The organism is Vibrio sp. CDRSL-10 TSBA (genome assembly GCA_039696685.1).
GTDB lineage: Bacteria > Pseudomonadota > Gammaproteobacteria > Enterobacterales > Vibrionaceae > Vibrio.
Genome location: CP155566.1, coordinates 1,627,715 through 1,642,615 on the forward strand (window position 1 = coordinate 1,627,715; position 14,901 = coordinate 1,642,615).

Sequence of the window (14,901 nt, forward strand, 5' to 3'; positions counted from 1 at the left end):
CTCCGGCTTTATTGTATTTGCACCGGTGTTTAACCGTTGCAGATTCTACCTGTTGCTGGTCAGTGCGGCAGCAGGGTCAGACCGCTTGGCAGCGCATCGCCAAAGACCCGTTTGGATTCATTTTCATCCAACTCGGTCACTTCCTCTACCAGATGTATCCAGGAGTCTGGCACTTTGCTTTGCTTGAGTTTATCCAGTACCTGATGACGTAAATCATCGGCAATATCCAGTGTCCGGTCTCCGGTCTTGCGGCACATCATCACCGCGGCAAACGCTATCATCGGTTCTTTCAGCCAGTTTTCAGCCAGAAGTTTTGGCAACCATTGCTGGGCCTGCTCACGGGAAACAACGTTATGCGCACTGCCGTACAACAAAGTACGCGCAGCAAGACGACCCACGGCCCACCAGTGGGCAGAGACAAACTGGGTCTGATTCAGCGCTTTGTTGATAAACCAGGTACACAACAGCACCTTGTCCTCAACATCCAGATGTTCCAGTGACGCAGCCAGACGCACCATGGCTTCATAGCCTTTATCCTGTGCTTCTTTTGCGGATTTCGGATTGCGGGCTGCACCAGGATGGAGGTATTTGGCGATATCCGCCAATATTGTTTCCTGTTGTTCTTGATTGAGCCCGCCGGCGATACGGCGCCAGAATACCCACCAGTCGGTCCAACCCTGGTGGTTGGCGAACTGAATACCTTGTTGGTACAGGTTCCAGATTTGATCAACGCGCCAGCTGTCGGTCACGTCACCAAATCCCGGGCGCAGCGTATATCCGGCCAGGCGCAGCCAGTTTTTCTCATGTTGCTCTGAACGGCGGCGACGTTTACGGCCCTGTGCCAGGGTATCAAACACACTGCGCAGTGTGTAAAAATCCCACTCATCACGTTTGCCGAGCAACTTATCGAGATCTTTGCTCAGGGTTTTAATCGCGTTGCCATCGGCACTGCTCTTATTACCGCTGTAGGTCTTTGTGATCAACTGCTGTGCCTGCTCGAGGCGTGGGTTAGTTTTCGGTGTATTATCGTCGCCGTCATGGTTACTGTGGCGAACTTCAAACTCCATCAGCCAGCGCTGCTGTTCGTCTTCGACCGAAACACATTCTATTTTCAGTGTCCCGACCTCTGTCAGCTGACAGGCTAACTGAACTTCCACCCGCTGTTTCTGGTTCGCGTGCAATTGAATGCTTTCGTCACCCTGTAACGTAGTAATGTACGGGGGCAGTGGCTGGAATTTATCCGGATTCACTGCCACCAAAACCCCGTTCTGTACCGCCACGCTGTCCGTCAGCGCATCATGGGTTGAGGTCAGCAGATTAAAACGCACCGGTTTCTCCCAGTGTGAGGGAAAAACGGCGGCTGGTCAGGCGGATTTCCTGACCTTCTTCCGTCCCTTTGGCAAGCAGACAAAGTGCTTTACCCATGTTGTTCTTTTCTTGCAAGTGCAGGAAATAGGAGCGGGCAGAACCGCCGCCGATCTTAAGCTGGGCTCCGCGTCGCGCCTTACCGAAGGCAACGGCTCCCAGCGCGACAGACCAGTCGGGGTGCGGGTTATCCAGTTGAGTTACGACTTCACCACGCCAGTGCTCCAACAGCTGCAACATACGCCCGGTAATCAGCTCGCTGTTAAACACACCACCGTTAAGCAGCACGCCAACCGGGATTGCGGGTGAATGGGTATCGGCCTCACCCAGAGCAGCATAAGAGACGGCCTGATGCTGAGTCAGGAATTCCGCGACATGTTTGCTTATCGCCGGATCGGAAACGTAAGGTAGTCCGAACTCGACTACCGCGCTGCGGCGCTTATCCGGCAACTCGGCAAAATCGGAAATCGGAAAAAATCCGTCCAGAGCAATCTGATGCACTTCTTGCTTGCTTAACGCAATGCTTTTCGTGCCGCCGAGCAGTTTAGAGCCACTGCCCAGCATTGTGATTTTAACTGTTTCCGGTGCGCGGGAGGACAGCAGGTTTTCTTTGGCCTGGCGGGTCTGCTGAATCAATTTAGTCAGTGCAGAAGCCGTCAGTTTTTTGCCCTGATTAAAGCGTGATTCTGCCAGATGGGCCAAAGCCAGATCGAGGTTGTCACCACCAAGCATCAGGTGCTCACCAACACCGATACGATTGAGTGCTAGCTCGCCCTCGACAAATTTGGCTTCAATCAGGCTGAGATCGGTGGTCCCCCCACCGACATCGCATACCAGGATCAGCGGCAGATTGGCCAGCTGCTGTGCGGCAGTTGCTTTGTGGCGCGCGTACCAGTCGTAACAGACCGCCTGAGGCTCCTCAAGCAGGACGATATTATGCAGGCCGGCGAGTTTTGCTGCTTGCAGAGTCAGGTTACGCGCGGTTTCATCAAACGAGGCCGGTACGGTCACGACGACGTCCTGATGCTCGAGGCGGTTACTGGGGTGACGATAATTCCAGGCTTGGCGAATATGATTAAGATAGCTGGCACTGGCAACGACAGGCGATACCTTATCGACATCGCTGGCACCAGCCCATGGCAGGATCTCCTGCTCACGGTCGACAGCCTGATGTGACAGCCAGCTTTTGGCACTGGAAACCTGACGGCCTTCGACTTTAGCACCCAGATCGCGTGCCCATTCGCCGACAATCACGTTGTTGAAATCACCGGCGACCGGTTCGTGTTCCCATGGCAGAGTTTGATCGCTGCCGGCTACCTGGCCCGGTGCCGGATGATAGCGGAAAGAGGGTAACAGCGGTTTACGAACGACTTCACCCGGGCCGATCAGCTGATCAATCGGAAACAGTTCGACTGGCGCATTTTCGAGATCGTCGCTAAGTTCACAAAAAGCCACGACCGTATTGGTGGTGCCTAAATCGATCCCGACAAGAAAACTTGGAGTTGTCATGATTAACCTCGTGTAGACCCGGCACGGTGAAGGCGGACACTCAAGGCAGCCGGCGGGAATACGCTTAACGGCTGACCACTTTCAAGGGCGGGTATGAGATAGATGAACGGCACCCGCAAAGGTGCCGTTTGTCATTATTGCTGCTGAGCGTCGCTACTCTGCGCGTTGCTCTCTTGCGCGTCGTTTCCTTCACGCACATCAAATTCAACGTGCCATTTCTGACCATTGTCAGAGGCGATGGCTTCCAGATACAAGGTACCCAGTTCGGTGACGCGTGATGCCAGAGTTACCGGCACAACTTCGCCTTCGCGGCGTCCTTCGGAAACTGGCAGAGTGACCTGAATTTCAGGCAGCTCTTCAAGCTCTTCCGGTGCCCAGTAATCGAGGTGAGTCCCGGCCACATCTTCGCGACGAGTGGTGGAACCAAAGAACTGGAAGTGGACCGGCTGACCGATCACCAGTCCAAATTCCTGACCTGGTACAGCGGCGCCGGACCCTTCTTCCATCCCGAACGGTGCCACACACAGTGCTTCCATCGGAGGCGCCATGCCCGGAATCGCCGGCATCGCGCTTTCAATACCTACGTAATAAGCCGAGGCAATACCGCCGCGGATACGTACGCCCTGGCCACGACGCACTGCGCCGTAGTACGCCGCGCCACTGGCAACCGCCAAATCAAGGTCCAGACCGGTCAGGCGTTTAGCGTCTGCAGTGCCCGCATCGGCCAGCCATTGGTTGATGGTGCCGAGCAGACGTTGTGCCAGCAGGTCAGATTTCAATACCCCGCCGTTGAACAGAATGGCAGTCGGTTTGATAAACTCGACACTGGCACTGGCTGCCGGCATACCCGGAATACCTGCCATGTTAAACGGTGCGGCTTCTGAATTTGCCTGACCTTGCGCATTGGCTTGTTTGGCCAGGAAACGCGGCGATGTGACGGGTAATACCGGCATCTTGCGCGTACGGCAGACCCATCTGGGTCAGAGCGCCGCGAGAGCGTTGTACCGGATGGTCGGCAACGCTGACCTGAGGGAAGAAGCCGTCAACCAGAGTCTGCTGCACTTCTTGTTTAGTCAGTTCCGTTTTCAGGGTCGACCCCATCAGTTTTGAGCCACGGCTAGGTACCACAATCGGTACAGCCTGCAATTCAGCATCGTTGAGCAGAGCTTCTTTGGCATCACGACACGCGTGTGTCATTGCCTGCACCTGCCACGGTTGCAGCTCTTTGCCTTCCTGAGCCAGTTTCATCTTCAGACGATAGGCCAGCGCCAGATCCATGTTGTCACCGCCAAGCAGGATGTGCTCACCGACCGCGATACGGTTCAGGGTCAGGTTGCCTTCGTCTTCTGTGACTTCGACCAGCGAAAGGTCAGTGGTACCGCCGCCGATATCGACCACCAGTACGACGTCGCCGACATTGACTTGATCACGCCATTTGTCCTGGCTGTTATCAATCCAACTGTACAGCGCCGCTTGCGGCTCTTCCAGCAGGGTCAGATGGGCGAGGCCGATATTGCGTGCTGCCTCAGCAGTTAAATCTCGCGCCGCCGGGTCAAAAGAGGCCGGTACGGTGATGGTGACGTCCTGGTCAGACAGGTCATGTTGCGGATGCAGGTGATTCCACGCATCTTTCAGATGGGCAAGATACAGCTCTGTTGCGCGTAGCGGCGAAACCTTGGCCACATCTTCCGGGCTCCCCTGTGGCAGGAATGCGTCACGGCGGTTTACTCCGCCATGGCACAACCAGGATTTTGCGCTGGAAACCAGGCGAATCGGTGTTTTGGCACCCAGGTTGCGGGCAATCGCACCGACCAGAGCTTTTGGCTCTTCTGTCCACGGCAGACGGCGGGCATTAGGCGCCATTTCATGCTCATGCGGCTGGTACAAAAATGAACCGAGCTGCATGCGGTTTTCTACTGTGCCTGGTGCGGTCATTTGCGGAATCGCCATCACTTCAACGCGGGCGTCTTCGTTTTGGGTATCGACATAAGACAACACGCAGTGCGTGGTCCCCAGGTCAATACCAACACTGTATTTTGGTGCTTGTGAGGCTTGATTATGTTCCATTACAGCTCCACCTCTGCCGGTGCAATGATTGAAGCATCGTAGTTTTGCGCCAGTTTTGGCAGGCTCATCGCGTCGGCTTTCCAGCCTTTGTGAACCAGAGTACCGGTAAATGGTGCATTGCCGGTAACATTGCCGGTCAGACGAACTTCTTGTGGGTTGAAGCCTTCAGCGATAGTTATGCGTGACTCTTCTTCTTCACTACGAACAGGTGACAAGGTCACGTATTCTTTCAGTACTTTTTGGCCGCCAGAGTGGATCACGCGAGCTGCAGCGCCCACTTCTTCATCAGAGAAGCTGGTAACGTCTTCTTGAAGGAAATCGATCAGGCGAGCTTCCTGCTGGAACAGAGAGAGCAGCTGCATGGCCGAATCGGTAGACGCAGTAGCCAGTTTGGACTCGACCTCAACCACTTTCTCAACCACTTTTTCAACTTCAACCACTTTCTCTACTTCGACAATCTTTTCGACTGGTTTCTCGACTTCAACGATCTTCTCAACCGGTTTTTCAACCACTTTTTCAATCACTTTAGACTTGCGTGCTACCGCCACAATTAACAGCAAAACGCTTGTGGCAGTTAAACCAGCATGAAGCATATCGAAGGTCGTTGGAATCATATTTAAATCGAAGTTCATGATGAAATCTCTGTAGATGTGTATAGGCAATGAACGATTGCAATATTCATTGCACAGAATAGTCAGAATTTAGTAAAAAATAAGGGCGGATATTACCATATTCAAGGGATAAGGCTTGCACAAAAGCCGGAATCTCCGTTTCCTCCCGGTTTGATGGCTTAAATTTTAACCAAAACTTATGCTCAAAGCGATGCTAATTGCGACACGCTAAGGCTTGGATGTTCCTCCATAGCTTTAACGCAACGTTGTGATGACCCATTTTAGGTCACTGTGCGGGAGCGTATCGACCGGAAAGATGATCTATTGGCCACCAAGTTGGTATAAAAACTCGCCATGAGCGGCTGCCGGGCTCTCAATTGCAGATTAAATTGCCGATTGAGCGTCGAGTTTTACCTCAGACTTGGGTAACATAGCGCGCTTTGAATTTTCGACTGGGGACTAGATGTGGCAATGAACTATAACCGTGTAGTGTGCTTCGATTTGGAAATGTGCTGTTGGAATGAAAACGGAGTCGGTACAACGGGTGAGATCATTGAAGTCGGTTTGGCTGAAATCGATTTGACTGCCGGTGAAATTGTGAAACGCGCGCAGTATTACGTCAAACCTGAGCACGACGAAGTGTCGTTATTTTGTGTCGAACTGACCGGAATTACCCCGCGTAAAATTGAAAAGCAGGGACGTCCTCTGGCGGCTGTAATCCAGTCGATGGTGAAAAATTTCGGCGGCACCAACAAGATCTATGCTTCCTGGGGCCGGGATGATCAGATTTTGATCAACGAGTGCCGTGCAAAAGGCATTGAAGTTCCGTTTAAGGAATTTGTCAATCTGGCAACCTTGTACCGGATGCAGAATCGTCTTAAAGACAAACGCATTGGTCACCGCGCTGCGCAGGAAGCGAAAGGCATTGAATGGGAAGGGCGCCAGCACTCCGGTTACGTTGATGCTTATAATCTGGCCAAGCTGGCCTTAGTCATGCTGTAACCCGTTTCTTGGCCATGCTTGTTCCTGTGTAACCAGGCTTTCATGCATTTGTCATTGCATTGTCATAGCTGGCCGCTAAGGTGATTACAGTTAGTTCAGGCTGACAACGTTATTTGGTTTGATGGGCATCAACCGATACACAAAATAGAAAGCTCAAAAGCGCAGTGCTTCGGCACTGCGCTTTTTTATCAGGGCTGAGTCATCCGCTTACTCGCCGGTTACTATCAGCTTGGCTCGAATAAACTGGCTGTGATCAACGTACAGCAGTTCAGCCGCTTTGCGAATGACCGCATCTTCTAACGGGTCGATTTCTCCATCGGCATGCGCCACTTCCCACATCGCTTTGATCAATTCAAAACGCGTATCCTGAGTCAGTTCACGTAATTGAGAGGTAAAGTCATACAGCGATGCCGAGTGGCTAATCTGCTCGTCCGCACGGGTCAAAAGTTGCTGTGCTTCTTCCTGATCTAAATCGAGTAAACGTTTTAACAACGTCAGTTTGGCTTGCTGCTCTTGTTCGTCAATTTGATGATCGGCACCGGCCACTTCACTCAGCAGGCAGGCAATCGCCAGATTCGGGCTGGTTTTCTGCTGGCTGAGATCCTGCCCTTCGAGCAGTTGTTTGAACATGGATGTGATCGCATTAAACATAGTGAAGCCTTTTATCTTGCTGTGATTTGATGATGGTGGTTCGAGTCTGACTATCTGAGTCTTGATGATTTGACCATAAAACACCTGATTTTCTTTCTCAACCTTCAACATTGAGTACGTACTTCAACATTGGGTTCGTACATTTTTTGTCCGTAAACCTTTCTCCATAAACTTTTGTACGTAAACCGTCGTGCCTGGAGATGGGTTGATGAGCACATAAGTTATTTTTGACGGCCTTTGGTCGGTACAAACTCAATTGATTCGCCGCTGCTGGTCAGGATAGAGACCAAACTCGGTTTGCCACTTTCATCTAGTTTGAGTTCCCCGAGGGCTGCTGAGTTCACTAATCGTTTGATTTTTTCTGTACTTGGCGCTCGCTTCCTGATTTTGAGACGTTTACGTTTGGTGAGCCAGTTCAGCGGTGAGCGCGGACTGTACAGTACGCGGTCCATCGTGTCACAAAACGACAGTAAGGGTTCCGGGAATTGGTTTTTAATACCGCTGCAGGTGATTTGGAAAATATTCGGGCTCGATTTGCGTGAGCGCAGCTGGATATCATACGCAAACGAATAGTGCACATCACCGGACAAAATGACGTAATTGGATGGTGTTTTGGTGTGGGTAAAAATACTCACCAGTGTATTGGCACTGCCCGGGTGCGCCATCCAGTTTTCGGCGTCAATCACCAATGGTTTACCCAGCCAGGTCATCAGCCTTTGCAGCGCCTCGATGAATTTCACCCCGAACATGGGGGCGGCGGAGACAATAATCACTTTTTCTTCATCGAGCAGCGCCTGCTGAAATTCCATCATGGCTTCCCAGTCCATTAGGCCGGAAGGCTTGTTCATGCGCGACTCCGAGCGCCAGCGACGGGTGCGGGTATCCAGCACCACCATTTTGGGTGTGGTGTCGGTGGTGTAGTGCCATTTTTCGAACGGATAGAGATGATCAATCCACTCATCCTGATGCCGGCTGTCCGGCTGGGCACAATACTTCTGTGCCAGTTGACGGAATTCGTCATTAAAATTATCCGGTTCGTTGCCCCAGCCCTGGAACAGCCAGTAACTGATCAGCGCGTTACCGATAATGCGTTTGGAAAACGCATTGCTGTAGGCCGCTTGCTCCCAGCCGACGGTCAGATTCCAGTCATCCGTGACATCATGATCATCAAAGATCATGTAGGTTGGAATGTGTGCCAGCAATCGCCTGGTATGTGTCAGTCCAGCATAGAAAACCCGGATATTTTTCAGTTCGTATTGCCATTCCTGTTGTTTGTCGGCCGGAATCTGATGCTCCGTCTCGGCCAGTTGCAGCCGTGAGCCCTCATCAAAATCGATGTCCTGCCATAACACCGGTGACCAGGTCAGCAGATACATGGCAAAGAACTCGGCCAGGCTAATCAGGTGATTATCGTTATCGGTAGAGCTGAAAATTGGGGTGGGCTTACGTGGCAGCACCCGGTCAAAAAAGCGCTGTTCGCCGATCGAATGGGGCAGCAGCTTATCGCGCTGGTAGAAACAGTGTGGATGCTGATAAAGCTCATGACTGTCTTTAACGGGTGCGTTACCATCTTTAACCGATGACGGCTCAAAGCTCTCGTGATAAAGACCCAGCCGCTCAATGACGCTGTGCACCGCGAAAAGGGTCGGTCCGGCGACGTGATCGGCGTAGATTTGATCGCCGCTCATCATCAGTAAATGAGGACGCTCCTCAGGTAACTGCGCGGCAACTTTTTCATCGGCGACAATCAGGGCGTCTTTGGCGAAGTGATGCGGGTTGCGGCATGAGCCGTGCAGCACATAATCAGCCTGACCACTCAGCCACAAAGTAAAGCGGGTTTCATCGTCATAAAGCAGCTCGGCACACAGTTTCGCTGAGCTGACCGTCCGGCGTGGTGATGTCGTACTGGTATTTGGCCGGTACGTTAAAATCGTGTCGGATGTGGAGAAGAGTGACCCATGCATGAGCGCCGATTTGATAACTGTCGCCGGAAGTCAGCGAGTGGGAGAGTACAGAGCTCGCGCGCTCATCGTAAAGTTGCAGTTCGCCCTCGGGCGCCTGACTGGTGGCAAGCCAGATAACCAGCTCTTTTGCAGTCGCTTTTCTGACGATGGGGCCTGCCAGGACAAAGGGTAAGCGGCGATGATGGTATCGGGTCAAATCCGGCTCCTAAAGCTCTTTTTGCAACTGTTCCTCTTGCAATGTCCCCAGCATTTCGATGAATTCCGAGCTAGTACGTTCATGCGCGACCAGAAGCAAGCCTAACATTGCCTCTATTCTATCGTGCTGTGAACTATCTTCCTGTAAAAGCTGTGTAATTTGTTCGCGGATCAAGTCGATTTCATGCTCGACAAATCCGCGTCCTTCCTCGTCACCCTGACCTTCTTCCGGCGCATTATCAAACTCCAGAAACAGCAGCTTTTGATCCAGCTGTGCCGCCACTAATTGTTCAGGCAGCCAAACTTCTCCCATCACGATATCGGGGTCGCAGTCTGCGGGTAAGGCGTCTAACAGGGCTTTGAATTCAGATACTTTCACAGTGTTGTCAGTTGAAAAATGTGTTTAGGTACTATTTTAGCGGCCAATTTGCTTGAAAACTAAGAGTTATTTTCATCAGTTGTACAATAACTGAGTGATTGAGCGTAAATAGTGAGAAAAAGCAGAGTGAATCGGCAGCATTAACCCGGTTTGTCCGGAGGCAGAATTCGAAAGCTGGAAACGGAGAAATAAAAAGGCAGCGTATGACTACGCTGCCTTTTAGTCGGTCAAGTGAATAGTTTCTTGGGCTTCACTTTTCCTTATGCGCCTGAATGCGAGGTATTCTACCTGAAGTATTCAGGCGCCGGTGCTCGGCCAAATGGCCGGGCAAAAATTACAGAGCCTTAAAATTACAGGTCCTAAAATTACAGAGCAATGGCGTCCAGTTGAGATTTCGCTGATTCGATGCCTTTTGCTGCCGGCTCTTCACCCATGTTCAGCGCTTCTGCGTACACGAATTCAACTTCGCTGATACCAACAAAACCCAGAACTGTTTTCAGGTAAGGTGTTACTACGTCAGTCGCTGAATCTTTATGGATGCCGCCACGAGTGGTGATAACCACTGCTTTTTTGTTTTCGAACAGACCAACGACACCTGATTCAGTGTATTTGAATGTTACGCCGGCACGAGCAATCAGGTCGATCCAGTTCTTCAGCTGAGTCGGGATAGTGAAGTTATACATTGGCGCGGCAATAACCAGAGTGTCCGCTGCGTTCACTTCTGCGATTAACGCATTAGAAAGAGCAACGATAGCTTGTTGATCGTCAGACAGATCTTCTGTAGAGCGCAGAGCGGTTGCTACTGAGAAGTCCAGTACAGGCAGAGGTTCAGCAGCCAGGTCACGGACAGTCAGTTCGTTTTGGTCAAACTTGGTCAGGTAAGCATCAAGCAGTTTGCTTGATTGAGAATATTCGCCAAGGATGCTGGATTTGAGTGCAAGTACACGAGACATAAGAAGTTCCTTAATTGGAGGTAACACATCAGAGACGCCATAGTAATGAGAAGCCCGCCACATCTTAAGTAGGTGGTTTTGCTGAAGTCATTCGAAAAATTTGAACGAGTGCAAATGCCTGCGTCGGCAAAACTCTGTGATACAATCCGCGCAGTTTTAAGTGAAAAATGAATAGGACCTGCTTTGACTCAGTCACAGCCCAATACAGAAAAGAACGCGGTTGCGAAGTCTAATAATGCGCAATCGCTGAAAAAGGCATTGAATCAGTGCCTTATTAAAGACCGTTTTCGCTTCAATAAACGTATTTCCGGTGCCAGTAAGATTAAAAATGAACAGGCACGAGATGCGGTCTTTGACGAAATTGCCCTGGATATTGCCCAGTCGATGATGGTGGTGCAGCAGCGCAGCGCATATAAAGTAAAAATCGACTATCCCGAAATTCTGCCGGTCAGCCAGAAACGTGAAGATATCGCCAAAGCGATTGAACAGCACCAGGTGGTGATTGTCGCCGGTGAAACCGGTTCAGGTAAAACCACTCAGCTGCCGAAAATTTGTGCTGAGCTGGGGCGCGGTAAATTTGGCCTGATCGGCCACACCCAGCCACGACGTCTGGCTGCTCGCTCGGTGGCGAATCGTATCGCCGAAGAGATGGAAACCGAGCTGGGTGGCTTTGTCGGTTATAAGGTGCGATTTAACGACCAGATCTCTGATGATACGCAAATCAAACTGATGACGGACGGTATTCTGCTGGCGGAAATCCAGCACGACCGTTTTCTCAATCAGTATGACACCATCATTATCGATGAGGCGCACGAAACGCAGCCTCAATATCGATTTTATTTTGGGTTACCTCAAAGAGCTTCTGCCGCGTCGCCCTGATCTGAAAGTTATTATTACCTCGGCGACCATCGATCCTGAGCGTTTTTCTAACCACTTCAGTGGTGCGCCTATCATCGAAGTCTCCGGCCGGACCTATCCGGTGGAAACCCGTTACCGCCCGCTGGCCGGCGAAGATGAAAGCGATCGTGACCAGCTGCAAGGCATTTTCGAGGCGGTGGATGAACTGTGCGATGAAGGCCTGGGCGATATCCTGATCTTCATGAACGGTGAACGAGAAATTCGCGATACTGCTGATGCACTGAGCAAACGTAAGCTGCGCGACACCGAAATTGTCCCGCTGTATGCCCGTTTATCCGCGGGTGAACAGAACAAGATTTTCCAGCCCCACGCCGGACGTCGTATTGTGCTGGCGACCAACGTGGCGGAAACGTCACTGACGGTACCGGGCATCAAATACGTGATTGACCCGGGGACGGCAAGAATCAGCCGCTACAGTTACCGCACTAAGGTACAGCGCTTGCCGATCGAGCCGATCTCCCAAGCCAGCGCCAACCAGCGTAAAGGTCGTTGTGGCCGTGTCGAAGAGGGGATCTGTATTCGCCTCTATTCGGAGGACGATTTCCTGTCCCGTCCGGAGTTTACCGATCCGGAAATTCTGCGCACCAACCTGGCGTCCGTCATTCTGCAGATGACCGCATTGGGTCTGGGTGACATTGAAGCGTTCCCGTTTGTGGAAGCGCCGGATAAACGTAACATCCAGGATGGTGTACGTCTGCTTGAAGAGCTGGGCGCGATTAATGATAAAGCCCAGGATCCGAAAAAACGTCTGACTGAGATCGGTCGTAAACTGGCTCGTCTGCCGATTGACCCGCGCCTGGCCCGTATGGTGATTGAAGCGCCGCGTTTTGGCTGTCTGAAAGAAGTGATGGTGATTGCATCCGGTTTGTCGATTCAGGATCCGCGTGAGCGTCCTAGTGACAAACAGCAATCGGCCGATGACAAGCATCGCCGTTTCTTCCACGAAGAATCGGATTTTCTGACTCTGGTTAATCTGTGGGAACACATTAAGAAAGAGCAGAAAGCACACAGCAGCAATCAGTTCCGTCGTCAGTGTAAGCAGGATTACCTCAATTATCTGCGTATTCGTGAATGGCAGGATGTTTATTTCCAGCTTCATCAGTCGATGCGCGAGATGGACTTCAAACTGAATGATGAACCGGCCAGCTATCAGGGCGTACACAGTGCGATTCTGGTGGGCTTGCTGTCTCACATCGGTATGAAAGATCAGGAGAAAAACGAATATCAGGGCGCGCGTAACGCTCGCTTTAATATTTTCCCGGCCTCCGGTCTGTTTAAGAAGCAGCCGAAGTGGGTTATGTCGGCCGAACTGGTGGAAACGTCCAAGCTGTGGGCACGCATGGTGGCCAAGATCCAACCAGAATGGATTGAGCCGCTGGCTAAGCACCTGATTAAACGCAGCTACAGCGAGCCGCACTGGTCGAAGAAGCGCGCAGCGGTGATGGCGTACGAAAAAGTGATGTTGTACGGAATTCCGATCGTGCCTAAGCGTCTGGTGAACTACGGTAACATTGATGCGCCGCTGAGCCGCGAGATCTTTATTCGCAGTGCGCTGGTGGAGGGGGAATGGGAAACCAAACATGCCTTCTTTAAGCAAAACCGCGCCTTGTTACAGGAAGTGGAAGAGCTGGAGCATAAATCACGTCGTCGCGATATTCTGGTTGATGATGAAGAGCTGTTTCAGTTCTACGACCAACGGGTCGATACCGAAGTTGTGTCAGGACGTCATTTTGACACCTGGTGGAAACAGGCAGGCAAAGCAAAACCGGATCTGCTCAACTTTGAAAAAGAGATGCTGTTTAAAGGCGATGCCAGCCACATTACTGAGCTGGATTATCCTAATTTCTGGCATCAGAAACGGCATCAAGCTCAAGCTGAGTTATCAGTTTGAGCCGGGCGAAAATAGTGACGGTGTCACGGTACATATTCCGTTGCCGATCCTGAATCAGATTGAACCGGAAGGGTTCGACTGGCAGATCCCGGGGCTGCGTCATGAACTGGTCATGAGCCTTATTAAGTCATTGCCGAAATCACTGCGCAAAAACTTTGTGCCGGCGCCTAACTATGCCGACGCCTTTTTGGCGCGGGCTAAAGCGATGGAAGGGCCGTTATTGGGCGCTCTGGAACGCGAACTGCGTCGTATGACTGGTGTGGAAGTACTGCGTGAAGACTGGAACTGGGAGCAAGTGCCGCAACACCTGCGCATGACGTTCCGTGCTGTTGACCATCGCAACCGTAAACTGAAAGAGCACCAGGATCTGCATGAGCTGAAAGAGAGCCTGAAAGAGAAGGTGCAGGAAACGCTGTCGCAAGTGGCCGACGACGATATTGAGCAGAAAGATCTGCACACTTGGTCGTTCGGTGAACTGCCACGCGTCTATCAGCAAAAACGTGGCGGCTTTGAAGTGAAAGCTTACCCGGCGCTGGTCGACAACAAAGACAGTGTCGAGATCAAGCTGTTTGAAACGGAGCAGGAGCAGCACAATGCGATGCGTGAAGGTCAGCGCCGCCTGATCCTTCTCAACGTGCCGTCACCGATTAAGTATCTGCATGCGAACTTACCGAACAAGTCCAAGCTTGGCTTGTACTTTAACCCGTACGGTAAGGTGATGGACCTGATCGATGACTGTATTGCCTGTGGTATTGATAAGCTGATTGAGCAGCGTGGTGGTATGGCGTGGCAGCCGGAAGAGTTTGAAGCGCTGAAAGAGTTTCGTCCGTGCCGAGCTGGGCGATACCGTTGTCGATATTGCGCAGCAGGTCGAGACCATCCTTACCACGGCGTACAACATCAATAAGCGTCTGAAAGGCAAAATTGACTTTACCATGGCGTTTGCGCTGTCTGACATCAAAGCGCAAATTGAAGGGCTTATCTTTAAAGGGTTCGCCACTGAATGTGGCTGGCAACGTCTGCCGGATATTCTGCGTTACATGAAAGCCATTGAACGCCGGATGGAGAAACTGCCGATTGATCCGAATAAAGACCGCCTGCATATGCTGAAGATTGAATCGGTGACTCAGGATTACAAAGAGCTGCTCAATAAGATTCCAAAAGGTGTGGCGATTCCGGATAACGTGAAGGAAATTCGCTGGATGCTGGAAGAGCTGCGGGTCAGTTTCTTTGCTCAACAATTAGGCACGCCGTATCCGGTTTCTGATAAACGGGTCAAAAATGCCATTGATGCTTGCTAAAAGTTGTTGAAAGCCGGGCATATTATTTGCATAGATTATCAGTATCACTATAATTTGGCGCAACGTGGCAATGAATCACCGCAGGGAGCATTGCC

The 14,901-nt window shown here is 51.5% G+C and carries 5 protein-coding genes and 4 pseudogenes; 2 read left to right on the forward strand and 7 right to left on the reverse strand.

Annotation, left to right across the window (positions count from 1 at the left end):
* Positions 1–59 precede the first annotated feature (59 nt).
* From ABDK09_15085 to ABDK09_15095, 3 genes and pseudogenes are all read right to left on the reverse strand, one after another.
* Positions 60–2,874, reverse strand: a pseudogene (locus tag ABDK09_15085) (Hsp70 family protein).
* 134 nt (positions 2,875–3,008) lie between these two features.
* Positions 3,009–4,941: pseudogene (locus tag ABDK09_15090) on the reverse strand (Hsp70 family protein).
* On the reverse strand, positions 4,941–5,573 hold the full coding sequence (locus ABDK09_15095) for a DUF2760 domain-containing protein (GenBank protein ID XAW90667.1): 633 nt from the start codon (positions 5,571–5,573) through the stop codon (positions 4,941–4,943). Before ABDK09_15095 ends, ABDK09_15090 begins: the two are co-directional and overlap by 1 nt.
* Before the next feature lie 450 nt (positions 5,574–6,023).
* Between ABDK09_15095 and ABDK09_15100 the strand changes: the two genes are divergently transcribed.
* Entirely contained in the window at positions 6,024–6,554 is a 531-nt protein-coding gene (locus ABDK09_15100; GenBank protein XAW90668.1) for a 3'-5' exonuclease, read from the forward strand.
* 207 nt (positions 6,555–6,761) lie between these two features.
* Here the strand turns inward: ABDK09_15100 and ABDK09_15105 are convergent, their stop codons facing one another.
* The 4 genes and pseudogenes from ABDK09_15105 to ABDK09_15120 form a co-directional block, all read right to left on the reverse strand.
* The gene (locus tag ABDK09_15105; GenBank protein ID XAW90669.1) at positions 6,762–7,205 is read right to left on the reverse strand and encodes a TerB family tellurite resistance protein; all 444 of its coding nucleotides are present in this window, start codon (positions 7,203–7,205) and stop codon (positions 6,762–6,764) included.
* Between the two features lie 221 nt (positions 7,206–7,426).
* Positions 7,427–9,365: pseudogene (locus ABDK09_15110) on the reverse strand (alkaline phosphatase D family protein).
* A 9-nt stretch (positions 9,366–9,374) separates the two neighbouring features.
* Positions 9,375–9,743, reverse strand: a complete 369-nt coding sequence (locus tag ABDK09_15115) for a hypothetical protein (protein ID XAW90670.1) — start codon at positions 9,741–9,743, stop codon at positions 9,375–9,377.
* 365 nt (positions 9,744–10,108) lie between these two features.
* The gene (locus tag ABDK09_15120) at positions 10,109–10,696 is read right to left on the reverse strand and encodes an FMN-dependent NADH-azoreductase (protein ID XAW90671.1); all 588 of its coding nucleotides are present in this window, start codon (positions 10,694–10,696) and stop codon (positions 10,109–10,111) included.
* A gap of 183 nt (positions 10,697–10,879) precedes the next feature.
* On the opposite strand from ABDK09_15120, the pseudogene hrpA reads away from it, so the two are divergent.
* Positions 10,880–14,806, forward strand: a pseudogene (hrpA, locus tag ABDK09_15125) (ATP-dependent RNA helicase HrpA).
* Positions 14,807–14,901: the final 95 nt, after the last annotated feature.